19 protein-coding genes and 2 rRNA genes are annotated in these 26,265 nt (G+C 70.4%); 14 read left to right on the top strand and 7 right to left on the bottom strand.

Annotation, left to right across the window (positions count from 1 at the left end; genetic code table 11):
- Positions 1-132: 132 nt before the first annotated feature.
- Together ACN9MM_RS17465 and ACN9MM_RS17460 are read right to left on the bottom strand one after the other, a co-directional pair.
- Complete coding sequence (locus tag ACN9MM_RS17465; protein ID WP_426364485.1) at positions 133-1,059, bottom strand: A/G-specific adenine glycosylase; 927 nt, start codon at positions 1,057-1,059, stop codon at positions 133-135.
- 33 nt (positions 1,060-1,092) lie between these two features.
- Positions 1,093-1,776, bottom strand: a complete 684-nt coding sequence (locus ACN9MM_RS17460) for a phosphatase PAP2 family protein (protein WP_382872231.1) — start codon at positions 1,774-1,776, stop codon at positions 1,093-1,095.
- Between the two features lie 224 nt (positions 1,777-2,000).
- Between ACN9MM_RS17460 and ACN9MM_RS17455 the strand changes: the two genes are divergently transcribed.
- Entirely contained in the window at positions 2,001-2,852 is an 852-nt protein-coding gene (locus tag ACN9MM_RS17455) for a hypothetical protein (protein WP_426364484.1), read from the top strand.
- A 12-nt stretch (positions 2,853-2,864) separates the two neighbouring features.
- On the opposite strand, the gene disA is transcribed toward ACN9MM_RS17455, so the two are convergent.
- Both disA and radA read right to left on the bottom strand, forming a co-directional pair.
- Positions 2,865-3,923, bottom strand: coding sequence for a DNA integrity scanning diadenylate cyclase DisA (gene disA, locus ACN9MM_RS17450; RefSeq protein ID WP_194480357.1), 1,059 nt, complete (start codon positions 3,921-3,923; stop codon positions 2,865-2,867).
- Positions 3,924-4,263: 340 nt separating this feature from the next.
- Positions 4,264-5,670, bottom strand: coding sequence for a DNA repair protein RadA (gene radA, locus ACN9MM_RS17445; protein WP_426364483.1), 1,407 nt, complete (start codon positions 5,668-5,670; stop codon positions 4,264-4,266).
- Between the two features lie 173 nt (positions 5,671-5,843).
- Between radA and ACN9MM_RS17440 the strand changes: the two genes are divergently transcribed.
- On the top strand, positions 5,844-7,613 hold the full coding sequence (locus ACN9MM_RS17440; RefSeq protein ID WP_426364482.1) for a BACON domain-containing protein: 1,770 nt from the start codon (positions 5,844-5,846) through the stop codon (positions 7,611-7,613).
- A 171-nt stretch (positions 7,614-7,784) separates the two neighbouring features.
- On the opposite strand, the gene ACN9MM_RS17435 is transcribed toward ACN9MM_RS17440, so the two are convergent.
- On the bottom strand, positions 7,785-8,672 hold the full coding sequence (locus ACN9MM_RS17435) for a hypothetical protein (RefSeq protein WP_426364481.1): 888 nt from the start codon (positions 8,670-8,672) through the stop codon (positions 7,785-7,787).
- Positions 8,673-8,713: 41 nt separating this feature from the next.
- Here ACN9MM_RS17435 and ACN9MM_RS17430 point away from each other — a divergent pair, with 41 nt between their 5' ends.
- From ACN9MM_RS17430 to ilvD, 4 genes are all read left to right on the top strand, one after another.
- Positions 8,714-9,646 (top strand): Ppx/GppA family phosphatase, encoded by a 933-nt coding sequence (locus ACN9MM_RS17430; RefSeq protein ID WP_426364480.1) that lies wholly within the window; start codon positions 8,714-8,716, stop codon positions 9,644-9,646.
- A 100-nt stretch (positions 9,647-9,746) separates the two neighbouring features.
- A complete protein-coding gene (locus ACN9MM_RS17425) occupies positions 9,747-10,604 on the top strand; it encodes a sugar phosphate isomerase/epimerase family protein (protein WP_426364479.1) in 858 nt (285 codons plus the stop codon).
- Between the two features lie 40 nt (positions 10,605-10,644).
- Positions 10,645-11,256 carry a TetR family transcriptional regulator gene (locus ACN9MM_RS17420; protein ID WP_426364478.1) on the top strand — a complete coding sequence of 204 codons (612 nt, stop codon included), beginning with the start codon at positions 10,645-10,647 and terminating at the stop codon, positions 11,254-11,256.
- 93 nt (positions 11,257-11,349) lie between these two features.
- On the top strand, positions 11,350-13,203 hold the full coding sequence (ilvD, locus tag ACN9MM_RS17415; RefSeq protein WP_426364477.1) for a dihydroxy-acid dehydratase: 1,854 nt from the start codon (positions 11,350-11,352) through the stop codon (positions 13,201-13,203).
- Between the two features lie 72 nt (positions 13,204-13,275).
- On the opposite strand, the gene ACN9MM_RS17410 is transcribed toward ilvD, so the two are convergent.
- A complete protein-coding gene (locus ACN9MM_RS17410) occupies positions 13,276-15,453 on the bottom strand; it encodes a protein kinase domain-containing protein (RefSeq protein ID WP_426364476.1) in 2,178 nt (725 codons plus the stop codon).
- Between the two features lie 157 nt (positions 15,454-15,610).
- On the opposite strand from ACN9MM_RS17410, the gene ACN9MM_RS17405 reads away from it, so the two are divergent.
- The 5 genes from ACN9MM_RS17405 (at position 15,611) to proC (ending at position 18,984) form a co-directional block, all read left to right on the top strand.
- On the top strand, positions 15,611-15,862 hold the full coding sequence (locus ACN9MM_RS17405) for an SH3 domain-containing protein (protein WP_426364475.1): 252 nt from the start codon (positions 15,611-15,613) through the stop codon (positions 15,860-15,862).
- A gap of 34 nt (positions 15,863-15,896) precedes the next feature.
- Positions 15,897-16,409, top strand: coding sequence for a hypothetical protein (locus ACN9MM_RS17400; protein ID WP_426364474.1), 513 nt, complete (start codon positions 15,897-15,899; stop codon positions 16,407-16,409).
- A gap of 134 nt (positions 16,410-16,543) precedes the next feature.
- Positions 16,544-17,356: an ABC transporter ATP-binding protein gene (locus tag ACN9MM_RS17395; protein ID WP_426364473.1), complete on the top strand. Its 813-nt coding sequence runs from the start codon at positions 16,544-16,546 to the stop codon at positions 17,354-17,356.
- Positions 17,353-18,090, top strand: coding sequence for an ABC transporter permease (locus tag ACN9MM_RS17390; RefSeq protein ID WP_382872265.1), 738 nt, complete (start codon positions 17,353-17,355; stop codon positions 18,088-18,090). Before ACN9MM_RS17395 ends, ACN9MM_RS17390 begins: the two co-directional genes overlap by 4 nt.
- Positions 18,091-18,174: 84 nt before the next feature.
- Complete coding sequence (proC, locus tag ACN9MM_RS17385; RefSeq protein ID WP_123452897.1) at positions 18,175-18,984, top strand: pyrroline-5-carboxylate reductase; 810 nt, start codon at positions 18,175-18,177, stop codon at positions 18,982-18,984.
- A 4-nt stretch (positions 18,985-18,988) separates the two neighbouring features.
- On the opposite strand, the gene ACN9MM_RS17380 is transcribed toward proC, so the two are convergent.
- On the bottom strand, positions 18,989-19,576 hold the full coding sequence (locus ACN9MM_RS17380) for a cysteine hydrolase family protein (RefSeq protein WP_426364472.1): 588 nt from the start codon (positions 19,574-19,576) through the stop codon (positions 18,989-18,991).
- Positions 19,577-19,651: 75 nt separating this feature from the next.
- Between ACN9MM_RS17380 and ACN9MM_RS17375 the strand changes: the two genes are divergently transcribed.
- The 3 genes from ACN9MM_RS17375 to ACN9MM_RS17365 all read left to right on the top strand — a co-directional run bounded on the left by ACN9MM_RS17375 (position 19,652) and on the right by ACN9MM_RS17365 (position 26,242).
- A complete protein-coding gene (locus tag ACN9MM_RS17375; RefSeq protein WP_426364471.1) occupies positions 19,652-20,668 on the top strand; it encodes a GlxA family transcriptional regulator in 1,017 nt (338 codons plus the stop codon).
- A gap of 641 nt (positions 20,669-21,309) precedes the next feature.
- Positions 21,310-22,835: ribosomal RNA gene (locus ACN9MM_RS17370) — 16S ribosomal RNA — on the top strand.
- Between the two features lie 287 nt (positions 22,836-23,122).
- Positions 23,123-26,242 (top strand): 23S ribosomal RNA (locus ACN9MM_RS17365).
- Together the 16S and 23S rRNA genes form the textbook arrangement of a ribosomal RNA operon.
- The last annotated feature ends 23 nt before the right edge of the window (positions 26,243-26,265 follow it).

The following is a 26,265-nucleotide window of genomic DNA, read 5'->3' as shown; positions in this document are numbered from 1 at the left end:
ATCGGTTGTGTAACAGCGGGGGAGGAGCGGGTTTCGACGGCCCGGGCCGGGGCAGGGCGGGACCGCCGGGGGCCCGGGACCCGGGAGCGCCCCGGGTCCCACGACAGCGGGAGTGGCCCGGACCCCGGGGGCTCAGGACAGCGGCAGCCGGTACCGGGCGCCGTCCAGGGGTTCCACGAGACCGTCCGCGACCAGCCCGTCCAGCGCCCTGGCCCGCTGCACCGGCTCGTCCCAGACCGCGTCCAGGGCCGCCTGAGCCACCGGCTCCGCCGACTCCCGCAGTACGGCGAGGAGCCGCCCGCGGACCTGGCGGTCGGTCCCGGCGTACGTCTGGCCCCGCCGCGGCGGACCGTCGTGCGCCGGCTTCCCCGAAAGGCGCCAGGCGCACCGGTCGGCGATCGGGCAGCGCCCGCAGTCCTCGCTCTTCGCCGTGCACACCAGCGCGCCCAGCTCCATCGACGCCGCCGCCCAGCGGGACGCCGTCGCCTCGTCCTCCGGCAGCAGCGCGCGGGCGAGCCGCCGCTCCGCGGCCGTGGTCGCGTTCGGCGGGTACTGGACGCCCGTCGCCGCCCGCGCGAAGACCCGGCGCACGTTGGTGTCCAGGACCGCGTGCCGCTGCCCGTACGCGAAGGAGGCCACCGCCGCCGCCGTGTACTCGCCGATGCCGGGCAGCGCGAGCAGCTGCCCGTGGTCGCGGGGCACGTCGCCGTGGTGCCGCTCGGTTATGGCGACGGCCGCCGCGTGCAGCCGCAGCGCCCGGCGCGGGTATCCGAGCCGGCCCCAGGCGCGGACCGCCTCGCCGGGGGCCTCGGCGGCCAGGTCGGCCGGGCGCGGCCAGCGCGCGAGCCACTGCTCGTACACCGGCAGGACCCGGACGACCGGGGTCTGCTGGAGCATGAACTCGCTGACCATGACGCCCCAGGCACCGGCCTCGGGGCGGCGCCAGGGCAGGTCACGGGCGTGCCGGTCGAACCAGGAGAGGACGGGCCCGTGCAGTGCGGCGGGGAGCGCCGGGTCGACGGGGGCCTCGGAAGTCGGGGGAGTGTCGATGGAAGTCATGGCACCCCCGATCCTGGCACGTCCGGGGCGCGATCAGTACGCGCCGTGGCGTGCGCGAGAGCGCCGCTCGGAGTGCGCGGGAGCGTGCGCGGAGGCGTGCGCACTCGGCCCGCGCCCCGCGCACCACAGGACGGCCGAGCTCCGGCTCGACCGGGCCGTCTCCACCAGCGACCGGACGGGCCGCTCCGCGAGCCGCATCACGAGGAACGCGACCAGGGCGCCGACCAGCAGGCCGACGGTCACGTCGTGCGGGTAGTGGACGCCCACGAAGACCCGGGAGAAGGCCATGAGCAGCGCCATCGGCACGGTCAGCCAGACGATCCCGCGCCAGGACAGGGCGAGCGCGATCGCGGCGGCCCCCGCGATGGCCGAGTGGTTGCTGGGGAAGGACCAGTCGCCGTGCGGCGGGCAGGCGACGAGCGAGACGGGCGCACCGGCGACGGCCCGGCACGGCCGTTCCTCGTCGACCAGCGACTTCGCCGCCTCGCTCACCACGTAGCCGAAGCCGGTCGCGACCGGGGCGAGCAGCGCGAGCGCCATCACCCGGCTCGATCCCTCCCGGGAGCGCCACCAGCCGGCGAGGAACAGCACACCGAAGAGCAGCAGCCCGAGCTCCGTCCACACCTCGGCGAGCCACTGGAACCAGTGCGGCGTGGAGTGGGCGAAGTCGGCGACGTCGAGATACAGACGGTCGGAGAGGTCGAGAAGGGTGTTCATGGTGCATGACGCTAACCGGAATCCGGAGTCCGCCGCCCCGGGCCAACGGCCAGAACGACCCCCGACGAAAGTGGGGGGCCGCGATTCGCGCCGGTTCCCTACGGTTTCCAACGGGGTTCCGGGAAAAGTTCCCGGAACCGAAGGATGTGATCATCGGCAAAACTTGCGGTCTCGGGCGGCGGGTGGGGCGGGAGTTGGGCCGGATCTCTCGTAAGGTTCGGGTCGTGGGATCTTTGCGCAATCCGGTCGGGCCGCTTCCCTCCACCATCTACTGGCGACGGAGGGCGGTGGCGCTGTGCCTGGTGGCGCTTCTCGCACTGCTCGCGGTGTGGGCCGTCACCTCCGGTGACGGCGGCGGGAAGAAGACGAACGACGCCGCCAACGGCTCGTCGCCGACCCCGCCCTCGATCACCCCGGGTCCCTCCGGCACGGGCCCGGCGATCAGCCAAAAGCCCGGCGGACGCGACGAGTCGAGCGACTCCGGCGGCAACGGCGGCTCCGCGGGCTCCGGTACGGACGGGGGTGCGGGCTCCGACGGCGGTGCCGACGCCGGTACGGACGCGGGCGCCGACGCGGGCTCCACGGGCACCGGCAAGAACGGCGACACCGACGGCGCCGGCGGCGACGGCGGCGCGGGCACCGGCGCCGGCCAGCAGCTCCCGGCCGACTCCACGCTCCCCAACTGCCCCGCCGGAGCACTGCGGTTGACGCTCCGCTCCACCAAGGTCACCTACGAGGCGGGCGAGAAGCCCCGCTTCCACCTCGTCGCCGAGAACACCTCGAACACCACCTGCAAGGCCGACTTCGGGCCCCGCAGCGCGGTTCTGACGATCAGTGACGACCGGGACGACGAGGTCTGGTCCACCGCCGACTGCCCCCGCCCCGGCAACCCGCTGCTGCTGCGCCTTCCCGCGCACACCACCCTCACCCACACCGTCGAGTGGGACCGCGGGCGCAGCGCCCCGAAGTGCGCGAGCGTCCCGCCGGGCCAGGCCGGACCCGGCACCTACCTCGTGGAGGCGACGATGCCGGGCGCCAAGGTACTCCCGGCCTCGTTCAGGCTCGCCAAGGACTGAGAGCCCGAGGGCTCAGACGTACCGCTCCAGGATCGAGGACTCCGCCAGGCGCGACAGGCCCTCGCGGACGCTGCGGGCACGGGCCTCGCCGACGCCGTCCACGGTCTGGAGATCGTCCACGCTCGCCGCGAGCAGCTTCTGCAGCCCGCCGAAGTGCTCCACCAGGCGCTCGATGATCGCGCCGGGCAGCCGGGGAACCTTCGCCAGGAGCCGGTAGCCGCGCGGCGAGACCGCCGAGTCGAGCGTCTCGGGCGAGCCGCTGTAGCCGAGGGCCCGCGCCACGACCGGAAGTTCGAGCAGCTCGGTGTGGGTGAGCGCGTCCAGCTCGGTGAGCGCCTCGGCGACCGTCCGCGAACGCTTCGCCGTCGGCTCCGGCACGTAGTCCCGGATCACCAGCTCGCGCTCCGGCTCCACGCCCGCGATCAGCTCGTCGAGCTGGAGCGAGAGGAGCCGCCCGTCGGTGCCGAGCTCGACCACGTACTCGGCGATCTCGGTGGCGATCCGGCGGACCATCTCCAGACGCTGCGCGACCGCGGTGACGTCCCGGACCGTGACCAGGTCCTCGATCTCCAGGGCGGAGAGCGTGCCGGCCACCTCGTCGAGCCGCAGCTTGTACCGCTCCAGGGTCGCCAGCGCCTGGTTGGCGCGGGACAGGATCGTGCCCGACTCCTCCAGGACCCGGCGCTCACCGTCCACGTACAGCGCGATCAGACGCATCGACTGGGAGACGGAGACGACCGGGAAGTTGCACTGCTTGGAGACCCGGTCCGCCGTGCGGTGGCGGGTGCCGGTCTCCTCGGTGGGGATGGAGGCGTCCGGGACCAGCTGCACACCCGCGCGGTGGATCTTGGTGATGTCCTTGTCGAGGACGAGCGCGCCGTCGAGCTTGCACAGCTCACGCAGGCGCGTCGCGGCGAACTCGACGTCCAGCACGAAACCGCCGGTGCACATCGAGTCGACCGTCTTGTCCAGGCCGAGCACGATGAGACCGCCCGTGTTTCCCCGGAGGATCCGCTCCAGGCCGTCGCGCAGCGCGGTACCCGGCGCGACGGCGCTCAGGGCGGCGCGCATCAGCGCTTCGTTGCCGGAGCCCGCGCCGGACTTTCCAGGACCTGTTGTCCCGTCCTTGGCTGCCACTGCACTCCTCCGGCTCGTACGGATGGGCGAGACCAGGGCAAAGTCTAGCGACACCGCCCCGGCCGGGGTTCGCTGCTGCGACGCGGGCGTCCGTTCCACGCGGCCGAACGCAGGAGCAGGCCTCCTCGCGCGGGCCTCGCCGGGACCTCGCGCGGGCCTCGCCGGGACCTCGCGCGGGCCTCGCCGAGACCCCGCGCGGGCCTCGCCGGAACCCGCGCGCGCCTCGCCGGAGCCGCTTCCCCGCCCGTTCGACGCCGCCGCCGACCGGGCCGGGTCAGCGGCCCGGCGCCTCCTCGGCGGCCTTGCCCCGCCGGCTCCGCGGCAGCACCCGCAGCGCGTCCCCCACGTCCGCCACCTCCGTCACCGTCATCCCGGCCGGGACCTTCCCCGGGTCCGACGGGACCAGTGCGTGCGTGAAGCCGAGCCGGTGCGCCTCGGCGAGCCGCCGCTGCACGCCCGTCACCCGCCGCACCTCGCCCGCGAGCCCGACCTCCCCGATCGCGACCAGGTTCTTCGGCAGCGGCGTGTCGCTCGCCGCCGAGGCCAGCGCCAGCGCGATCGCCAGGTCGGCCGCGGGCTCGGTCAGCTTCACCCCGCCCACGGTCGCGCTGTAGATGTCCCGCTTGCCCAGCGCGCTGATCCGGCCCCGCTGCTCCAGGACCGCCAGCATCATCGAGACCCGGGAGGTCTCCAGGCCCGAGGTCGTCCGCCGCGGCGAGGGGATCTGCGAGTCGACCGTCAGCGCCTGCACCTCGGCGACGAGCGGGCGCTTGCCCTCCAGGGTGACCGTCAGACAGGTGCCCGGCACGGCCACGTCACGCCGGGTCAGGAAGAGCCCGGACGGGTCGGCGAGCCCCGTGATCCCCTCGTCGTGCAGCTCGAAGCAGCCGACCTCGTCCGTCGCCCCGTACCGGTTCTTCACGCCCCGGACCAGGCGCAGGCGCGCGTGCCGGTCGCCCTCGAAGCTCAGCACGACGTCGACCAGGTGCTCCAGGAGCCGGGGACCCGCGATCGCCCCGTCCTTGGTGACGTGGCCGACGAGGAGCGTCGACATGCCGCGCTCCTTGGAAGCCCGGATGAGGGCCCCCGCGACCTCGCGGACCTGCGCCATGCCGCCGGGAGCGCCGTCGATCTCGGGCGAGGCGACGGTCTGCACCGAGTCCATGACCAGCAGCGAGGGCTTCACGGCGTCGAGGTGCCCGAGGACGGCCGACAGATCGGTCTCGGCCGCCAGGTACAGATGGTCGCTGAGCGCGTCGATCCGGTCCGCGCGCATCCGGACCTGGCTCGCGGACTCCTCGCCCGTGACGTACAGCGTGCGGTGCTCGTCGCTCGCCGCCTTGGCCGCCACGTCGAGCAGGAGCGTCGACTTGCCGACGCCGGGCTCGCCCGCGAGCAGCACCACGGCGCCGGGCACCAGGCCCCCGCCGAGGACCCGGTCCAGCTCGTCCACGCCGGTCGAGCGGGCGGTCGCCTGCCGGGCGTCGACCTGGCCGATGGGCAGGGCGGCGGTGGAGACCCGGCCGGCGGCGGTCGTCCGGACGGCGGGCGCGCCGTACTCCTCGACCGTCCCCCAGGCCTGGCACTCGGGGCAGCGGCCGAGCCACTTGGCCGTCTGCCAGCCGCACTCGGTGCAGCGGTAGGACGGCCGGTCCTTGGCGGTTTTCGTACGGGCAGCCATGGGCCACACCGTATCCGCCGCCACCGACAACGGGCCGCCGTCCTCCACAGGGGGAGCCCCACGGCACCGGAACACCCGCTTCCTGTCCCCCTTCGAGCGATACCTTCACCCGTAAGAATGAGAATGGAGCAACCGGTACGAAGAGTGCCCCCCGCCCTGCCTACGGTCGCCCAGTGACGAGCAGCAGGCTGGATTCCCCCGCACGCACCACCGGCGCACACCGGGCGCACCGCGCCACGGACCAGGGACCGCGCACGCTCGGCCGGCGCCCCCCCGCCCGCTACGAGGCAGCCCTCGACGGTCTCTTCACGTACTGCCTGTCCGTGCTCTGCGACCACGACACGGCCACCGCCGTCCTCGGCGACGTCCTCGCCGTCGCCGAACGCCACCACGGCCGCTGCCCCTCCGACGAGGACGGACGCACGGCCTGGCTGTACGCCCTCGCCCGCTGGGCCTGCCTGCGCAGCCTCGGCGAGCAGCGCCGCAAGCGCCAGGGTGCCCACACCGGCCGCCCGGCCGTGACCGCCCCCGAGCCGCCCAGGGTCTCCGAGGAGACCGCCGAGCGCCGCCGCACCGAGCTCGCCCTGCTCGCCTGGCCCGAGGCCGCCGGCACCACGCCCGAGCAGCGCGAAGCCCTGGAGCTCGCCGTGCGGCACGGCCTCAGCCACCGCCAGGTCGCGGCCGTCCTCTCCCTCGACCCGCTCGCCGCGCGCGAACTCCTCGCCACCGCCGGCTGTGAGGTCGAACGCACCCGCGCCGCCCTCGCCGTCGTCGAGACCGGCAGCTGCCCCACCGTCGCCCGGCTCACCGGCGACCACCAGGTGCTCCTCTCGGCCGCCCTGCGCGCCGAACTGGTCCGGCACGTCGACGACTGCCCCCGCTGCCGCCGCGCGGCGGAGCGCGTGGGCGCCGCCGGCCCCTGGCCGAACGCCACGGCCCTCCCCGAGGACCGCCTGCCGCTCGTCGAGGCGCCCAGGGCCGCCGCGTACATGGCGATGCTGCACGTCCCGCGCGCGCGTGCGGGCGCCCCGCGCTTCGCGCCGACCGGCTTCCCCATGGACCCGAAGGACCACGTCGCCCGCCGCGACCGGATGCGCGCCCGCGCGGTGACCACCACGGTCGTCGCCGCCGTGGTCGCCGCCCCCGTCCTCGCCCTGTGGACCTCCTACCGCGGCACCCCCACGGCGGACACCGCCGGGCACGGCGGGGCCAGGATCAGCGCGCGCGAGGCGGACGAACCGGTGGGCCCGGACGGCGACCGCTACGAGAACGCGGGCAACGCCCGCACCACCCCCGAGCCCCGCTTCACCCAGGGCAGCCGCGCCCCAGACGTCTCCGTCGAGGTCGTCAGCCCCGGCGGCCCCACCGGCCCGGCCCGGCCCGGCGAACCCGCCGCCGGCTGGATCACGGTCGCCGCCACCGGCCGGGGCGACCTCACCCTGCTCACGCTCACCGCCTCGGGCGGCTCACCCGTCGACTGGTCGCTGTGGACGGACGCCCCCTGGCTGTACGTGAGCCGGGCCTCCGGCACGCTCCGCCCCGGCGAGAAGATCACGGTCGCCGTCCGCGTCGACCACGCCCGCGAACCGGTCGGCTCCTGGAGCGCGCGCCTGGGCGTGAACCCCTCGGGCGCGGTGGTCAGGATCGCCGGCCACCGCCCGCCGACCGACGACCGGGCCATCACGCCCCCACCGGTCACGACGACGCAGCCGACGACCCCGCCCACGTCCCCGCCGACGACCGAACCGACCACCCCGCCGACGTCCCCGCCCACGACGGAACCGACGACGCCGCCGACGACCGAGCCCACGACCCCGCCGCCGACCACCGAACCCACGACGGAACCGACGACCCCGCCCCCGACGACCGAGGACCCCCCGCCCACGACCTCGGACCCGGGCACACCCCCGCCGTCGACGGAGGACCCGCCTCCGTCGCCCTAGGACCGGTCGTCACCTTCCCGTCTGCCCCGCGACGCCTGGCACGCGCTCTCGCCGCACCGGGCGAAAGCCCGAGTACGTCCAGTACGCGGACTTCCCCCCGGCACGCCGAGAGCACGCACCAGACGCCGCAGTGCCGCCCTTCGGGCGACGACGGAAAGGTGACGACAGGCCCTAGGCGACCGGGTCGGCCGGGTGCGGCGCCACCAGCGGCAGCTGCGAGGCGAGCCGCGCCTCGCACAGCCCGGCCAGCACCCCGTACGCCTCCTCGCCCATCATCTCGACGAGCTCCGGCCGGTACGAGACGTAGACCGGCTCACCGCCGACGTGCGCCGACGTCGCCGTCGTGCAGTACCAGTGCAGGTCGTGGCCGCCAGGCCCCCAGCCGCGCCGGTCGTACTCGCCGATCGACACCTGGAGGACCTTGGAGTCGTCGGGGCGGTCGATCCAGTCGTACGTCCGCCGCACCGGCAGCTGCCAGCACACGTCCGGCTTCGTCTCCAGCGGCTCCCGGCCCTCCTGCATCGCCAGGATGTGCAGCGAGCAGCCCGCGCCGCCCGCGAAACCGGGCCGGTTCTGGAAGATGCAGGACCCCTCCCAGCGGCGGGTCTGCCGGTCGCCGTCCTCGTCGAGCTGCACCCAGCCCGACTCCGCACCCACGTCGTGGAACTGCCACAGCTCCGGGGTGAGCCGCTCCACGTGCTCCGCGACCCGCTTCTCGTCGTCCTCGTCGGAGAAGTGCGCGCCCAGCGTGCAGCAGCCGTCGTCGGCGCGCCCCTCCTGGATGCCCTGGCAGCCGTTGCCGAAGATGCAGGTCCAGCGCGAGGTCAGCCAGGTCAGGTCACAGCGGAAGACCTGCTCCTCGTCCGCCGGATCGGGAAACTCGACCCACGCGCGCGCGAAGTCGAGGCCCTTCTCGTCGGGCTCCTCCGCCTGGCCGCGCTTCTGCTTGCCGACCTTGACCGCCTTCACGGACTTCGCCGCGTGCGCGGTCCTGGCCGCCTTCACACCGCCGTCGCCGTCACGGTCTTTGTCCTGCTTCGCCTTCTTCGTCTTTGGCACAGGACCAAGCGTATGACGGCGGGCGCAGTAGCGTTCCGCCCATGAGACTCGGAGTCCTCGACGTCGGTTCGAACACAGTGCACCTCCTCGTGGTGGACGCCCACCCCGGCGCCCGGCCGCTGCCCGCCCACTCGCACAAGGCGGAGCTGCGGCTCGCCGAACTGCTCGACGAGCGGGGTGCGATCGCGCCCGGCGGCGTCGAGCGGCTCATCGCGACCGTGCGGGACGCGCTCCTGGCCGCCGAGGACAAGGGCTGCGAGGAGGTGCTGCCGTTCGCGACCTCCGCGGTGCGCGAGGCCAGCAACGCCGACGCGGTCCTCGCGCGCGTGAAGGACGAGACCGGGGTCGACCTCCAGGTCCTCACCGGCGACGAGGAGGCCCGGCTCACCTTCCTCGCCGCCCGCCGCTGGTTCGGCTGGTCCGCCGGCAAGCTGCTCCTCCTCGACATCGGCGGCGGCTCCCTCGAAGTCGCGTACGGCATCGACGAGGACCCCGACACCGCGGTCTCGCTGCCCCTCGGCGCCGGCCGCCTGACGGCCGGCTGGCTGCCCGGCGACCCGGCCGACACCGCCGACGTGAAAGCCCTGCGCCGCCACGTGCGCGCGCAGATCGCCCGGACGGTCGGCGAGTTCAGCCGCTTCGGCCGCCCCGACCACGTCGTGGCCACCTCCAAGACCTTCAAGCAGCTCGCCAGGATCGCGGGCGCGCCCGGCTCCGGCGAGGGCCTGTACGTGCAGCGGATCCTGACCCGCAGGTCGCTGGAGGAGTGGGTCCCGCGCCTCGCCGCGATGACCGTGCCCGAGCGCGCCGCCCTCCCGGGCGTCTCGGAGGGCCGCGCCGGACAGGTCCTCGCGGGCGCGCTCGTCGCCGAGGGCGCGATGGACCTGCTCGGCGTCGAGGAGCTGGAGATCTGCCCCTGGGCCCTGCGCGAGGGCGTCATCCTGCGCCGCCTGGACCACCTGCCGGAGCACTGACACCCCGTGCGCGGAAGGGGCCGGGAGTGACCGCCGGGCAGGGCCGGGCGTGACGGGAACCACCCCCCGGCCCCCCGGCCCGCCCCGTACCCTGTTCCCCGTGGCAGAACCAGCGGTGCGCATCCCGGATGCGAAGGTCGCCCTGTCGACGGCCTCGGTCTATCCGGAGTCGACGGCGACGGCCTTCGAGATCGCCGCGCGCCTCGGGTACGACGGTGTCGAGGTCATGGTGTGGACCGACCCGGTCAGCCAGGACGTCGAGGCGCTGCGCCGGCTCTCCGACTACCACCAGGTCCCGATCCTGGCCGTGCACGCCCCCTGCCTCCTCATCACCCAGCGCGTCTGGTCCACCGACCCGTGGGTCAAGCTCCAGCGCGCGCAGGCGGCGGCCGAGCGCCTCGGCGCGTCGACGGTCGTCGTGCACCCGCCGTTCCGCTGGCAGCGCCAGTACGCCAAGGACTTCGTGACCGGCATCTGGCGGATGGCGGACGAGACCGACGTCCGGTTCGCCGTCGAGAACATGTACCCGTGGCGGTACAAGGACCGGGAGATGCTCGCGTACGCCCCCGAGTGGGACGTCACCAAGGACGACTACCGGCACTTCACCGTCGACCTCTCGCACACCGCGACCGCCCGCACCGACGCCCTCGCGATGATCGACCGCATGGGCGACCGCCTCGGCCACGTCCACCTCGCCGACGGCAAGGGCTCCGCCAAGGACGAGCACCTCGTCCCGGGGCGCGGCACCCAGCCCTGCGCCGAACTCCTGGAGCGGCTCGCGCTCACCGGCTTCGACGGGCACGTCGTCATCGAGGTCAACACCCGCCGCGCGATGTCAGCCGCCGAACGCGAGGCCGACCTCGCGGAGGCCCTCGCCTTCACCCGGCTCCACCTCGCCTCGGCGGCCGGCAGACCCGCCCCGGGCGCCCGCCCGGCCGAGCGGGCCCCGCGCCCATGACCGCCCCGGCCCCGCGTCCGACCGAACAGGCTGCCACCCCATGACCGAACCGGCCCCGCGCCGGCGCGGCCGCCCGTCCCGTACCGAGGAGGAGAGCGGACCGGGCGCGCGCGAGCGCATCCTGACGGCGGCCCGCGCCCAGTTCGCGGAGCGCGGCTACGACAAGGCCTCGGTCCGGGGCATCGCCAAGGACGCCGGAGTCGACCCGGCGCTGGTGCACCACTACTTCGGCACCAAGGACGAGGTCTTCGCCGCCGCCGTCGAGGTGTCCTTCGAGCCCGCGGCCGTGCTCCCGGCGATCCTCGGCGGCCCCCGCGAGGCCATCGGCGAACGGCTCGCCCGCTTCTTCATCGGCGTCTGGGAGAACCCGGCCTCCCGCGCCCCGCTCCTCGCGATCGTCCGCTCCGCGCTCACCCACGAGGCGGCGGCCAAGGTGCTGCGGACCTTCGTGCTGCGCCGTCTCCTGGAGCGGATCGCGGCCGAGCTGGACGTGCCGGACCCGAGCTTCCGCGCGGAGCTGGCCGCCTCCCACATGATCGGGATCGTGATCATGCGCTACGTGATCCAGGTCGAGCCGCTGGCCTCGGCGGACCCGGAGCTGATCGTGGCCCAGGTGGCCCCGACGCTCCAGCGCTACCTGACCGAAAGCTGAACACTCGTCCCGCATTGCGGACGGCCTGTCCAGATCTTGGAGCGTCGGCGTACGCTCGAATGCAAGCACACCCATCACGAGGAGCGAGCGACGATGCCCGAGCTGAGGTCCCGCACAGTCACCCACGGCCGCAACATGGCGGGCGCACGCGCCCTTATGCGCGCCTCCGGTGTACCCGGCGCGGACATCGGCCGGAAGCCGATCATCGCCGTGGCCAACTCCTTCACCGAGTTCGTCCCGGGCCACACCCACCTCCAGCCGGTCGGCCGGATCGTCTCCGAGGCCATCACCGCCGCCGGTGGCATCGCCCGCGAGTTCAACACGATCGCCGTCGACGACGGCATCGCCATGGGCCACGGCGGCATGCTCTACAGCCTGCCCTCGCGCGACCTGATCGCGGACAGCGTGGAGTACATGGTCGAGGCGCACTGCGCCGACGCCCTGATCTGCATCTCCAACTGCGACAAGATCACCCCCGGCATGCTGATGGCGGCCCTGCGCCTCAACATCCCGACGGTCTTCGTCTCCGGCGGCCCGATGGAGTCCGGCCGCGCCACGCTCGTCGACGGCTCGGTCCGCACCCTCGACCTGGTCGACGCGATCTCCGACGCGGTGAACCCGAAGATCTCCGACGAGGACATCGCCCGCATCGAGGAGAACGCCTGCCCGACCTGCGGGTCCTGTTCGGGCATGTTCACCGCCAACTCGATGAACTGCCTGACCGAGGCGATCGGCCTCTCCCTCCCCGGCAACGGCACGGTGCTCGCCACCCACACCGCCCGCCGCGCGCTGTACGAGAACGCGGCCCGCACGGTCGTCGACATCACCCGCCGGTACTACGACGAGGACGACGACTCCGTCCTGCCGCGCTCCATCGCGAGCCGCGCCGCCTTCGAGAACGCCATGGCCCTCGACATCGCCATGGGCGGCTCCACCAACACGATCCTGCACCTGCTCGCCGCCGCCCAGGAGGCCGAGCTCGACTACGGCCTGCCGGACATGGACGAGGTCTCCCGCCGGGTGCCCTGCCTGGCCAAGGTCGCCCCGAACGTCGCCAAGGACCGCACGTACTACATGGAGGACGTGCACCGGGCGGGCGGCATCCCCGCCATCCTCGGCGAGCTCTACCGCGCGGGTCTGCTGAACGAGGACGTCCACGCCGTCCACGCGCCCTCCGTCAAGGACTGGCTGGAGACCTGGGACGTGCGCGGCGGCTCCCCCTCGGACGAGGCCGTCGAGCTGTGGCACGCGGCCCCCGGCTGCGTCCGCTCGGCGACCGCCTTCTCCCAGTCGGAGCGCTGGGACACCCTCGACACGGACGCGGCGAACGGCTGCATCCGCGACGCGGCCCACGCGTACTCGAAGGACGGCGGCCTCGCCGTCCTGCACGGCAACCTCGCCGTCGACGGCTGCGTCGTGAAGACCGCCGGCGTCGACGAGTCGATCTGGACCTTCGAGGGCCCGGCCGTCGTCTGCGAGTCGCAGGAGGAGGCAGTCGAGAAGATCCTGAACAAGCAGGTCAAGGACGGCGACGTGGTCGTCATCCGCTACGAGGGCCCCAAGGGCGGCCCCGGCATGCAGGAGATGCTCTACCCGACCTCCTTCCTCAAGGGCCGGGGCCTGGGCAAGACCTGCGCCCTCGTCACCGACGGACGCTTCTCCGGCGGCACCTCGGGCCTCTCCATCGGCCACGCCTCTCCGGAGGCGGCCTCGGGCGGCACGATCGCGTTCGTCGAGGACGGCGACCGCATCCGCATCGACATCCCGAACCGCTCGATCGAGCTCCTCGTCGACGACACCACCCTCGCGGCCCGCCGCGAGGCCCTGGGCGGCGTGTACGCGCCGAAAATCCGGGAGCGCAAGGTGTCGGCGGCGCTGCGGGCGTACGCGGCGATGGCGACGAGCGCCGACAAGGGCGCGGTCAGGGACGTGTCGAAGCTGGGCTGAGCCCGGCAGGAGACCTACGAAGGGGAGCGGGCCGGCGGCCCGCTCCCCTTCGCCGTGCGTACGGCCGGACGCTCACCAGGACGCCGGGTCGCGCGCGTCCACCGCGAACACGGAGCCGTCCGGCGCCGTCCCGAACACCCGGTCCCCGGCGACCAGCGGCGCGGGCACGAGCGTCGCGTACCCGAGGCGGCCGTTGCGCAGCCTCGGCCTGGTCTGGCCGATGACCGCCCCGCGCGCGGTGTCGACGGCGAGCAGCCGGCCGTCCTGGACGGAGAAGTAGAGCCGGTCGCCGGAGCCGAGGACCGGCGCGGAGACGTTCCCGGCGCCCGTCTCCAGGTCCCACACCACCCGGCCCTTCGCCGCGGCGGTGTCGAAGGCGGTGAGGTGGCCCTCGGCGTCGAGCAGATGGACGACCGCGCCGCGCACCGCGATGCCCCGGAGGTCCATCCGGTACGGCAGGGCCACCGTGCGGACGGGGGCGTCCCCGCCCTCGCCCGGGCCCAGCAGGACCAGGGAGTCGACCAGCGAGGACTGGTAGAGGCGCGCGAGGACCAGCGTGCCGTCGCCGGTGCGGCCCAGCGGGTTGAGTTCGCCGTCCAGGTTCCGCTGCCAGACCGTCTCTCCCGTCGCGGGACGGACGGCCCCGACCCGGGTGTGCGACCCGTCGAGGGAGGTCTCGGACACCGTGAGGAGGCCGGAGGGCGCGTCGTACGGCCCGGGGAGCGGGACCGTGAAGCCGGTCAGGCCGTGCCGCCACAGCTCCTCGCCGCTGCGGGCGTCGACCGCCCGGATGCCGCCGGAGCCGTCGGACAGGACGACGGCGGAGCCGGCCGGCCGGTGGACCTCGGGCAGCTTCCCCTTGGCCGTCCAGCCGGGAGTCCCGTCCCCGGCCGCGTACGCCCGCAGGGGAGCCGTCGGAGCGGCGGAGCCGACCAGGCCGTCCGCGAGGAGCACGGGCGCGCGGGGCGCCTCCTGCTCGACGGGCGCGGTCCGCGACCAGAGGATCCGCCCGGTCACCGGGTCGAGCCGGGCGAGGCCGATGCCCCGGGCCGCGCAGTACAGCGCTCCCGGGCCGTGGGTGCAGGCGGGCGCGGCCGAAGGGCCGTGCTCCTGGAGTCCGGTGTGCCAGCCGGCGAAGGAGGTGGCCACCTCGGCCGGGCTCGTCGGGGTCTCGGGCCCGCGGTCCGCCGGGCGGCTGAGCGCCGCGTACAGACCGGCCGCGGTCAGCGCGAGCGCGGCGGCGACGGCGATCGTCGGGCGCGGCCGGATCCGCGCGAGGGACGGGACCCGCGGGCCGCGGCGCGGCGGGACCGGCGCGGGGGCCCGTACCGGCGTGTCCGCGTCCCACGCGGGCGCGGGGCCGCCGTCGCCCTCGGGCAGGGCGGGCCGCCGCCGCTGTGCCGGTATGAAGGCCTCGGCCGCGTAGGAGGGGGGCAGCAGCGCCTGCATGATCTGGGCCGGGGTCGGCCGCTCGACGGGCTCCTTGGCGAGACAGCGGGCGACGAGCGGCGCCAGGTCCGCCGGCACGCCCGTCAGGTCCGGCTCGTCGTGGACGACCTGGTACGCCACGATGTACGGGCTGTCGGAGTCGAACGGGCCGTGCCCGGTCGCCGCGTGCACCAGGACGGAGCCCAGCGCGAACACGTCCGCCGCCGGCCCGACCTCCCTCGGCCGCTGGAACTGCTCGGGCGCCATGAACGGCGGCGAGCCGATGAGTTTGCCCGTCTCCGTGTGCAGATCGCTGTCGACCGGCCGGGAGATCCCGAAGTCGATGACCTTCGGCCCGGTGTCGGTCAGCAGGACGTTGCTGGGCTTGAGGTCCCGGTGGACGACCCCTGCCCGGTGGATGTCGCGCAGTGCCTCCGCGAGCCCGGCCGTGAGCCGCCGCAGTTCGGCCGGCGACAGCGGGCCGTTCCGCTTCACCTGGTCGGCGAGGGTGGGTCCGGGGACGTAGAGGGTCGCCATCCAGGGGCGTACGGCATCGGGGTCGGCGTCGACGACCGGCGCGGTGAAGGCACCGCTGACCCGGCGGGCGGCCGCGACCTCCTGGCGGAAACGTGCCCTGAACTCAGGGTCCTCCGCGTACCGTGCGTGCACGACCTTGACCGCGAGCCGCAGCCCGGAGGCGGAGGCCGCGAGGTGCACGACGCCCATGCCGCCGGCGCCCAGACATGCCTGGAGTCGGTAGTCGCCCGCGTACTCGGGCCCCTCCGCTTCCCGGTCGGCACCGGTGCCGCGCAACGGTGGCATCGCCCACCCCCGTGTGAGTCCCCGTCACATCGCGCGCAGGTGCGCGACCCGGTGGAGCCTAGTCGATGGTGCCCGGGAAGTCGGTGGGGCTTGCTAGCCTGCGCGTCGCGGAGAGTGAAACTCGGCGGAGCGCTTTTGCGCCAAGGGGGAGGACGTCATGACCACGCGCTACGAGGTCGCACCGGGGTACCGGGTCAACGTGCGGTCGGGACCGAGCACCAAGTACCCGATCGTCCGGTCGCTGGCACCGGGAGCCACGGTGGCGATCAAGTGCCAGAAGTACGGCGAGTGGGTCGACGGCCCGTACGGCACGACGAACATCTGGGACAACATAGCGGCGGGCGAGTACATCTCCGACGCCTACGTGCACACGGGCAGCGACGGCATGGTCGCACCGCGCTGCGCCTGAGCCCCTTCACCGCCGCCCGGGGATAATCGACCCCGTGAGCGACGAAGAGCAGACCCCGAACAACGACGGCACCGGCGGCGGCCCGCGTCCGGAGGAGATCCGCTTCTTCGGCACGACCTGGGTCGACCACAGCGGCGGCTACACGCCCCGCCGCCTCGGCCTCGCCGCCGGATCCCTCGCCGCCGCCGTCGCGGCCTGCTTCGTGCTGCGCTTCGCCTACGAGGGCCTCCAGATCGCCGACGTCGGCGGCCTCGTCAACACGCTGGTCGTCGTCATGTTCGCGATCTGCAGCGCCATCGCGTTCGCCAAGACCTGGGAGGGCTTCGTCCGCCGCCCGGCCGACCCGGCCCGCGAGGAGTCCCTCCGCAGCCTGAAGGCGATCGGCTTCATCGGCTCCCTCGTCGCCTACGCCGCCCGCTGCTTCGTCGAGGCCCCCGGCGAGAAGCTGCTCCGCGCGGAGTACGAGACGGCCGTCGCCCAGTACGAGAAGCGCAGGGCCACCCGCAAGGGCAATCCCTCGACCCGCAAGAAGCCGAAGCGCAAGTAGGAGCAGGGGCGCGGGCAGCCGTTCCGCGGGGCGGAACGGCTGCGCACGACCCGACCACCGGCCCCCACCCGATCGCCCACCCGACCACGTCCGGATCCTTGACGCCCGGCACCCCCAGGCCCACTATTCATCACATGATGAATAACCCGGCGGGCGAGGGCCACGGGACAGCCGTCACCGCAGCCGTCACCGCGCAGAACCTCACCGCCACACGAGGAGACCGCCAGGTCCTCCGCGGCCTCGACTTCACCGTCCCCGCCGGCCGCGTCACCGGCCTCCTCGGCCCCTCCGGCTGCGGCAAGACCACCCTCATGCGCGCCATCGTCGGCACCCAGGCCAGAGTCACCGGCACCCTCCAGGTCCTCGACCGCCCCGCCGGCGACCCCACCCTCCGCTCCCGCATCGGGTACGTCACCCAGGCCCCCTCCGTCTACGACGACCTCACCGTCCGACAGAACCTCGACTACTTCGCCGCCGTCCTGCTCCCCGGCCGCGCCCACCGCCACGACCGCCGCACCGCCGTCGACCGGGCCGTCGAGGACGTCGACCTCGCCCACCACGCCGACGCCCTCGCCGGCCGCCTCTCCGGCGGCCAGCGCAGCCGCGTCTCCCTCGCCGTCGCCCTCCTCGGCACTCCCGAGCTCCTCGTCCTCGACGAACCCACGGTCGGCCTCGACCCGGTCCTCCGCCGCGACCTGTGGAACCTCTTCCACCGCCTCGCCGCCGACCGCGGCACCACCCTCCTCATCTCCTCCCACGTCATGGACGAGGCCGAGCGCTGCCACCGGCTCCTCCTCATGCGCGAGGGCGAGATCCTCGCCGAGGACACCCCCGACGCACTCCGCCGCCGCAACGACACGGCCACCGTCGAAGAGGCCTTCCTCCACCTCGTCGACGCGGCCGACGCCCGAGCCGCCCGAGCCGCCGACCAGGAGCCCCGACCGTGAACGCGAACCGCACCCTCGCCACCGCCGCCCGCGTCCTGCGCCAACTGCGCCACGACCCGCGCTCGATCGCCCTGATGCTCCTCGTCCCCTGCCTGATGCTCTTCCTGCTCCGCTACGTCTTCGACGGAAGCCCGCAGACGTTCGACGGCATCGGCGCCTCGCTCCTCGGCATCTTCCCGCTCATCACGATGTTCCTGGTGACCTCCATCGCCACCCTCAGGGAACGCACCTCCGGCACCCTGGAACGCCTCCTCGCCATGCCCCTCGGCAAGGCCGAACTCATCGCCGGCTACGCCCTCGCCTTCGGGCTCGTCGCCGTCCTCCAGTCCGTCCTCGCCACCGGCCTCGCCGTCTGGTTCCTCGGCCTCGACGTCGTCGGCTCCCCCTGGCTCCTCCTCCTGGTGGCCCTCCTCGACGCCCTCCTCGGCACCGCACTCGGCCTCTTCGTCTCCGCCTTCGCCGCGTCCGAGTTCCAGGCCGTCCAGTTCATGCCGGCCGTGATCTTCCCCCAGCTCCTGCTCTGCGGCCTGTTCACCCCGCGCGACCGCATGGCCCCCGCCCTCGAAGCGATCTCCGACGTCCTGCCGATGTCGTACGCCGTCGACGGCATGAACCAGGTACTCCACCACCCCGACATCACCGGCGACTTCGTCCGCGACGCCCTCGTCGTCGCGGGCTGCGCCGTCCTGGTCCTGGGCCTCGGCGCCGCCACCCTCCGCCGCCGCACCGCCTGACCGCCCCTCGGACACACCACGCACCCAGGACCCCACCGGTGAAAGGATGACCAAAAGGCCCCCTCCGGCGAGGTGAACAGACCCATGACCCAGACCGTCGCAGTCCTCGGTACCGGCAAGATCGGTGAAGCGCTCCTCAGCGGCATGATCCGCGCGGGCTGGCGCCCCGCGAACCTCCTGGTCACCGCCCGCCGCGCCGAACGCGCCGAGGAGCTCCGTACCCGCTACGGCGTCGAGACCGTCACCAACGCCGAGGCCGCCAAGCGCGCCGACACCCTCATCCTCGCCGTCAAGCCGCAGGACATGGGCCGCCTCCTCGACGAGCTCGCCCCCCACGTCACCGCCGACCGCCTGCTCATCAGCGCCGCCGCCGGCATCCCCACCTCGTTCATCGAGGACCGCCTCACCGCGGGCACTCCCGTCGTGCGCGTCATGCCGAACACCCCCGTCCTCGTCGACGAGGGCATGTCCGTCATCTCCGCCGGCAGCCACGCCACCCCCGAGCACCTCGCGCACACGGAGGAGATCTTCGGCGGCGTCGGCAAGACCCTCCGCGTCCCCGAGTCCCAGCAGGACGCCGCCACCGCCCTCTCCGGCTCCGGACCCGCGTACTTCTACTTCCTCGTCGAGGCCATGACCGACGCCGGCATCCTCCTCGGCCTGCCCCGCGCCCAGGCCCACGACCTCATCGTCCAGGCCGCCATCGGCGCCGCCGTGATGCTCCGCGACAGCGGCGAGCACCCCGTCAAGCTCCGCGAGGCCGTCACCTCCCCCGCCGGCACCACCATCAGCGCCATCCGCGAACTGGAGAACCACGGGGTACGGGCCGCCCTGATCGCCGCCCTCGAAGCGGCCCGCGACCGCAGCCGCGAGCTCGCCTCCGGCAACAGCTGACCGACTACGCCACGGACGCGCCCTTCAGCACGTCCTCCGTGGTCACGACCCGGGCGAACCGCCCACCGTGCAGCGACACGGCCGTCGCCCGGGTCAGCTCCTCCGCCGTCTGCGTCCAGCCGAACGGCCCCGCCAGGTCGAACGTGTGCATCGCGTCCAGCGCGAACAACACGTCGTACCCCAGGTTCCCGCCCATCCGGGCGGTCGTCTCGTTGCACATGTTGGTCTGGATCCCCACGACCACGAACTGCGAGACCCCCGCACCCCTCAGCCAGGCGTCCAGGTCCGGCTCCCCGTAGAAGGCCGAGTTCACGGACTTCGTCACGAGCAGCTCGGGACCGGCCCCCTTCCCCCGCCGCTCCTCGACGAACTCCTTGAACGCGTTCCCCTCGGTCCCCGGCGCCAGCGGCGAACCCGCCTGAGACGAGTCGTGCCGTACGAAGACGACCGGCCGCCCCGTCTCCTGCCAGGCGTCGATCAGAGCCGCGATGTTCTCCTCGGCCCCCGGATTGTCCCGACGCCCCCAGAACTCCTGCTCGAAGCCCTTCTGCACGTCGACGACCACCAGCGCTGCGTTCTCGTTGATCTCCATGGCCACGATCCTCCCGCCGGCCGCCGCCCCCTCCCAGAGGGAGGAAAGCCAGCGATCGATGGTTAACTGCCAGACGTGCCAAGGACGCCCGCACCCCGCCCCCAGCGCATCGCGCTCGTCGCCTTCCCCGGCGTCCGCGCCTTCGACGTCTCCGTCATCACCGAGGTCTGGGACAGCGACCGCACCCTCCGCGGAGTCCCACCCTTCGAACTCCGCAGGACCGCCACCGACCCGCACACCCCCATCCCCCTGCGAGGCGGCCTCACCCTCACCCCCGACCGCCCGCTCACCTGGCTCGACGACCTCACCCCCACCGACCTCGTCGTCGTCCCCGGCATCGAGGATCCCGACGCCGACCTCCCCACCCCCGTCCTCGACGCCCTCCGCCGCGCCCACACCGCCGGCATCCCGGTCGCCTCCCTCTGCGCGGGCGCCTTCGTCCTCGCCCGCGCGGGCCTCCTCGACGGCCGCCGAGCCGTCACCCACTGGCACCTGGCCCGCACCCTGGCCACCCGCCACCCGGACGTCCAGGTCGAACCCGACGCCCTCTTCGTCGAGGACACGGGAATCTGGACCTCGGCCGGCACCGCCGCGGGCATCGACCTCTGCCTCCACCTCATCCGCACCGCCCACGGCGCCGAAGCCGCCGCCACCGTCGCCCGCTCGATGGTCACCGCCCCCTTCCGTACGGGGACCCAGGCCCAGTTCATCGAGCACCCCACGCCCCGCGCCGACCGCGACGCCGACGCCCTCGCCGCCGTACGCGCCCACGCCCTGGCCCACCTCGCCGAACCCCACACCGTCGCGAGCCTGGCCGCCCTCGCCGGCATGTCCCCCCGCTCCTTCGCCCGCCACTTCCAGGCGACCACGGGCACCACCCCCCTCCACTGGCTCATCACCCAGCGCGTCGCGGCCGCCCAGAAGCTCCTCGAACGGACCGACCACCCCCTCCCCGAGGTGGCCCGCCGCGCGGGCTTCGGCAGCGAGGTCACCATGCGCCAGCACTTCGCCTCCCACCTGGGCACCAGCCCCCGCGACTACCGCCACGCGTTCCGTCACCCGGGCAGAGGTACGCCCCCGGACCAGGGTTGACACGCCCCCTCCCCATCCGTAGTGTTCTCCGAGTTGTCCGACGTGAGCACCGACTCCGGTCGGCCCCGGACAGCCATTCCGCAAGATCCACTGAACCTGACGTCGCTTTGCCGCGCCGTCGTGCTTTCCGTGCGTTTTTGCGAAATGAGGAATTCGCGTTCGAAGGTCTGAGCGCAAGCCGCCCGATTAGCGTCGGAGGCAAGGAATCCGCTAAAGTCTCACTCGTCGGAACGGCCCAACAGCCGGAAAGACAAACCCCCTGACTGGGAGTCAGACACCGAAAGGATCTGATAGAGTCGGAACCGCCGGAAGGGCCCGGAGCGAAAGCGAAAGGGACCGGAAAGCGCCGAGGAAATCGGGTCGGAAAGATCTGATAGAGTCGGAAACGAAGGAAGCGCCCGGAGGGCCTGGAAACAGGAACGAAGGAAGCGTCCGCACCTTGAGAACTCAACAGCGTGCCAAAAATCAACGCCAGATTAGTTGATACCCCGTCCATCTTCGGATGGCGAGGTTCCTTTGAAAGTCCTGCTGGCCCTTGTGGCGAGTAGGCAACATACACAGCGAGGACGCTGTGGACGGTCGGCCATATTCCGGCATGACTGTCCCGCTCAACGCGAGTGTCACCCGATTACGGGTAAACATTCACGGAGAGTTTGATCCTGGCTCAGGACGAACGCTGGCGGCGTGCTTAACACATGCAAGTCGAACGATGAAGCCCTTCGGGGTGGATTAGTGGCGAACGGGTGAGTAACACGTGGGCAATCTGCCCTTCACTCTGGGACAAGCCCTGGAAACGGGGTCTAATACCGGATAACACCGGCTTCCGCATGGGAGCTGGTTAAAAGCTCCGGCGGTGAAGGATGAGCCCGCGGCCTATCAGCTTGTTGGTGGGGTAATGGCCTACCAAGGCGACGACGGGTAGCCGGCCTGAGAGGGCGACCGGCCACACTGGGACTGAGACACGGCCCAGACTCCTACGGGAGGCAGCAGTGGGGAATATTGCACAATGGGCGAAAGCCTGATGCAGCGACGCCGCGTGAGGGATGACGGCCTTCGGGTTGTAAACCTCTTTCAGCAGGGAAGAAGCGAAAGTGACGGTACCTGCAGAAGAAGCGCCGGCTAACTACGTGCCAGCAGCCGCGGTAATACGTAGGGCGCAAGCGTTGTCCGGAATTATTGGGCGTAAAGAGCTCGTAGGCGGCTTGTCACGTCGGGTGTGAAAGCCCGGGGCTTAACCCCGGGTCTGCATCCGATACGGGCAGGCTAGAGTGTGGTAGGGGAGATCGGAATTCCTGGTGTAGCGGTGAAATGCGCAGATATCAGGAGGAACACCGGTGGCGAAGGCGGATCTCTGGGCCATTACTGACGCTGAGGAGCGAAAGCGTGGGGAGCGAACAGGATTAGATACCCTGGTAGTCCACGCCGTAAACGTTGGGAACTAGGTGTTGGCGACATTCCACGTCGTCGGTGCCGCAGCTAACGCATTAAGTTCCCCGCCTGGGGAGTACGGCCGCAAGGCTAAAACTCAAAGGAATTGACGGGGGCCCGCACAAGCAGCGGAGCATGTGGCTTAATTCGACGCAACGCGAAGAACCTTACCAAGGCTTGACATATACCGGAAAGCATTAGAGATAGTGCCCCCCTTGTGGTCGGTATACAGGTGGTGCATGGCTGTCGTCAGCTCGTGTCGTGAGATGTTGGGTTAAGTCCCGCAACGAGCGCAACCCTTGTCCTGTGTTGCCAGCATGCCCTTCGGGGTGATGGGGACTCACAGGAGACCGCCGGGGTCAACTCGGAGGAAGGTGGGGACGACGTCAAGTCATCATGCCCCTTATGTCTTGGGCTGCACACGTGCTACAATGGCCGGTACAAAGAGCTGCGATGCCGCGAGGCGGAGCGAATCTCAAAAAGCCGGTCTCAGTTCGGATTGGGGTCTGCAACTCGACCCCATGAAGTCGGAGTTGCTAGTAATCGCAGATCAGCATTGCTGCGGTGAATACGTTCCCGGGCCTTGTACACACCGCCCGTCACGTCACGAAAGTCGGTAACACCCGAAGCCGGTGGCCCAACCCCTTGTGGGAGGGAGCTGTCGAAGGTGGGACTGGCGATTGGGACGAAGTCGTAACAAGGTAGCCGTACCGGAAGGTGCGGCTGGATCACCTCCTTTCTAAGGAGCACAGTACCGATTGCAGGCAAACGTTCTGCACGGTCAGCTCATGGGTGGAACGTTGATTAGTTGGCGTGAGTAATCCTGATGGTCTTCGAGTACTGCTTCGGCGTGGAAAGAAGAGACGGAAGGTAGCTCACGCTTGGCACGTTGTTGGGTGTCTGAGGGTACGGCCGTAAGGTTCGTATCTTCGAGGATGCCGGCCCCAGTGAACTTGTTGCTTCGGTAGCAGGGTGATGGGTGGCTGGTCGTTGTTTGAGAACTACACAGTGGACGCGAGCATCTGTGGCCAAGTTTTTAAGGGCGCACGGTGGATGCCTTGGCACCAGGAACCGATGAAGGACGTGGGAGGCCACGATAGTCCCCGGGGAGCCGTCAACCAGGCTTTGATCCGGGGGTTTCCGAATGGGGAAACCCGGCAGTCGTCATGGGCTGTCACCCATGCCTGAACACATAGGGCATGTGGAGGGAACGAGGGGAAGTGAAACATCTCAGTACCCTCAGGAAGAGAAAACAACCGTGATTCCGGGAGTAGTGGCGAGCGAAACCGGATGAGGCCAAACCGTATGCGTGTGATACCCGGCAGGGGTTGCGCATGCGGGGTTGTGGGATCTCTCTTTCACAGTCTGCCGGCTGTGAGACGAGTCAGAAACCGTATGGATAGGCGAAGGACATGCGAAAGGTCCGGCGTAGAGGGTAAGACCCCCGTAGCTGAAATCTGTACGGCTCGTTTGAGAGACACCCAAGTAGCACGGGGCCCGAGAAATCCCGTGTGAATCTGGCGGGACCACCCGCTAAGCCTAAATATTCCCTGGTGACCGATAGCGGATAGTACCGTGAGGGAATGGTGAAAAGTACCGCGGGAGCGGAGTGAAATAGTACCTGAAACCGTGTGCCTACAAGCCGTGGGAGCGTCGGATACAGCTTGCTGTATCTCGTGACTGCGTGCCTTTTGAAGAATGAGCCTGCGAGTTTGCGGTGTGTTGCGAGGTTAACCCGTGTGGGGAAGCCGTAGCGAAAGCGAGTCCGAATAGGGCGATTCAGTAGCACGCTCAAGACCCGAAGCGGAGTGATCTAGCCATGGGCAGGTTGAAGCGGAGGTAAGACTTCGTGGAGGACCGAACCCACCAGGGTTGAAAACCTGGGGGATGACCTGTGGTTAGGGGTGAAAGGCCAATCAAACTCCGTGATAGCTGGTTCTCCCCGAAATGCATTTAGGTGCAGCGTCGTGTGTTTCTTGCCGGAGGTAGAGCACTGGATAGGCGATGGGCCCTACCGGGTTACTGACCTTAGCCAAACTCCGAATGCCGGTAAGTGAGAGCGCGGCAGTGAGACTGTGGGGGATAAGCTCCATGGTCGAGAGGGAAACAGCCCAGAGCATCGACTAAGGCCCCTAAGCGTACGCTAAGTGGGAAAGGATGTGGAGTCGCAGAGACAACCAGGAGGTTGGCTTAGAAGCAGCCACCCTTGAAAGAGTGCGTAATAGCTCACTGGTCAAGTGATTCCGCGCCGACAATGTAGCGGGGCTCAAGCGTACCGCCGAAGTCGTGTCATTGCAGTACATACCCCCAACGGGGACTGTGATGGGTAGGGGAGCGTCGTGTGCCGGGTGAAGCAGCCGCGGAAGCGAGTTGTGGACGGTTCACGAGTGAGAATGCAGGCATGAGTAGCGATACACACGTGAGAAACGTGTGCGCCGATTGACTAAGGGTTCCTGGGTCAAGCTGATCTGCCCAGGGTAAGTCGGGACCTAAGGCGAGGCCGACAGGCGTAGTCGATGGACAACCGGTTGATATTCCGGTACCCGCTTTGAAACGCCCAATATCGAGCCCATTAATGCTAAGGCCGTGAAGCCGTTCCGGACCCTTCGGGGAAAGGAAAGTGGTGGAGCCGTCGACCCAAGGTGGTAGTAGGTAAGCGATGGGGTGACGCAGGAAGGTAGTCCAGCCCGGGCGGTGGTTGTCCCGGGGTAAGGGTGTAGGGCGTGTGATAGGCAAATCCGTCACGCATTAAGCCTGAGACCTGATGCCGAGCCGATTGTGGTGAAGTGGATGATCCTATGCTGTCGAGAAAAGCCTCTAGCGAGTTTCATGGCGGCCCGTACCCTAAACCGACTCAGGTGGTCAGGTAGAGAATACCGAGGCGTTCGGGTGAACTATGGTTAAGGAACTCGGCAAAATGCCCCCGTAACTTCGGGAGAAGGGGGGCCACGTCTGGTGATCGGATTTACTCCGTGAGCTGGGGGTGGCCGCAGAGACCAGCGAGAAGCGACTGTTTACTAAAAACACAGGTCCGTGCGAAGCCGTAAGGCGATGTATACGGACTGACGCCTGCCCGGTGCTGGAACGTTAAGGGGACCGGTTAGCTCTGTTTCGACAGGGCGAAGCTGAGAACTTAAGCGCCAGTAAACGGCGGTGGTAACTATAACCATCCTAAGGTAGCGAAATTCCTTGTCGGGTAAGTTCCGACCTGCACGAATGGCGTAACGACTTCTCGACTGTCTCAACCATAGGCCCGGTGAAATTGCACTACGAGTAAAGATGCTCGTTTCGCGCAGCAGGACGGAAAGACCCCGGGACCTTTACTACAGTTTGATATTGGTGTTCGGTTCGGCTTGTGTAGGATAGGTGGGAGACTTTGAAGCCGTGACGCCAGTCATGGTGGAGTCGCCGTTGAAATACCACTCTGGTCGTGCTGGATGTCTAACCTCGGTCCGTGATCCGGATCAGGGACAGTGTCTGATGGGTAGTTTAACTGGGGCGGTTGCCTCCCAAAGGGTAACGGAGGCGCCCAAAGGTTCCCTCAGCCTGGTTGGCAATCAGGTGTTGAGTGTAAGTGCACAAGGGAGCTTGACTGTGAGACCGACGGGTCGAGCAGGGACGAAAGTCGGGACTAGTGATCCGGCGGTGGCTTGTGGAAGCGCCGTCGCTCAACGGATAAAAGGTACCCCGGGGATAACAGGCTGATCTTCCCCAAGAGTCCATATCGACGGGATGGTTTGGCACCTCGATGTCGGCTCGTCGCATCCTGGGGCTGGAGTCGGTCCCAAGGGTTGGGCTGTTCGCCCATTAAAGCGGTACGCGAGCTGGGTTTAGAACGTCGTGAGACAGTTCGGTCCCTATCCGCTGTGCGCGTAGGAATATTGAGAAGGGCTGTCCCTAGTACGAGAGGACCGGGACGGACGAACCTCTGGTGTGCCAGTTGTCCTGCCAAGGGCATGGCTGGTTGGCTACGTTCGGGAGGGATAACCGCTGAAAGCATCTAAGCGGGAAGCCTGCTTCGAGATGAGTATTCCCACCTCCTTGAGAGGGTAAGGCTCCCAGTAGACGACTGGGTTGATAGGCCGGATGTGGAAGCCCAGTAATGGGTGGAGCTGACCGGTACTAATAGGCCGAGGGCTTGTCCTCAGTTGCTCGCGTCCACTGTGTTA

The organism is Streptomyces sp. E-08 (assembly GCF_049913095.1).
In the GTDB taxonomy this organism is placed as follows: Bacteria; Actinomycetota; Actinomycetes; order Streptomycetales; family Streptomycetaceae; genus Streptomyces.
The sequence above is the reverse complement of the archived record's forward strand: the minus strand, read 5'-3'. Positions and strand labels throughout refer to the sequence as shown.

What these genes read in the sequence shown, in the direction of transcription:
- ACN9MM_RS17465 (WP_426364485.1), bottom strand. Translation starts at nt 1,059, where the DNA reads ATGACTTCCATCGACACTCCCCCGACTTCCGAGGCCCCCGTCGACCCG.
- ACN9MM_RS17460 (WP_382872231.1), bottom strand. Translation starts at nt 1,776, where the DNA reads ATGAACACCCTTCTCGACCTCTCCGACCGTCTGTATCTCGACGTCGCC.
- disA (WP_194480357.1), bottom strand. Translation starts at nt 3,923, where the DNA reads ATGCGCGCCGCCCTGAGCGCCGTCGCGCCGGGTACCGCGCTGCGCGAC.
- radA (WP_426364483.1), bottom strand. Translation starts at nt 5,670, where the DNA reads ATGGCTGCCCGTACGAAAACCGCCAAGGACCGGCCGTCCTACCGCTGC.
- ACN9MM_RS17430 (WP_426364480.1), top strand. Translation starts at nt 8,714, where the DNA reads ATGAGACTCGGAGTCCTCGACGTCGGTTCGAACACAGTGCACCTCCTC.
- ACN9MM_RS17420 (WP_426364478.1), top strand. Translation starts at nt 10,645, where the DNA reads ATGACCGAACCGGCCCCGCGCCGGCGCGGCCGCCCGTCCCGTACCGAG.
- ilvD (WP_426364477.1), top strand. Translation starts at nt 11,350, where the DNA reads ATGCCCGAGCTGAGGTCCCGCACAGTCACCCACGGCCGCAACATGGCG.
- ACN9MM_RS17410 (WP_426364476.1), bottom strand. Translation starts at nt 15,453, where the DNA reads ATGCCACCGTTGCGCGGCACCGGTGCCGACCGGGAAGCGGAGGGGCCC.
- ACN9MM_RS17405 (WP_426364475.1), top strand. Translation starts at nt 15,611, where the DNA reads ATGACCACGCGCTACGAGGTCGCACCGGGGTACCGGGTCAACGTGCGG.
- ACN9MM_RS17395 (WP_426364473.1), top strand. Translation starts at nt 16,544, where the DNA reads ATGATGAATAACCCGGCGGGCGAGGGCCACGGGACAGCCGTCACCGCA.
- proC (WP_123452897.1), top strand. Translation starts at nt 18,175, where the DNA reads ATGACCCAGACCGTCGCAGTCCTCGGTACCGGCAAGATCGGTGAAGCG.
- ACN9MM_RS17380 (WP_426364472.1), bottom strand. Translation starts at nt 19,576, where the DNA reads ATGGAGATCAACGAGAACGCAGCGCTGGTGGTCGTCGACGTGCAGAAG.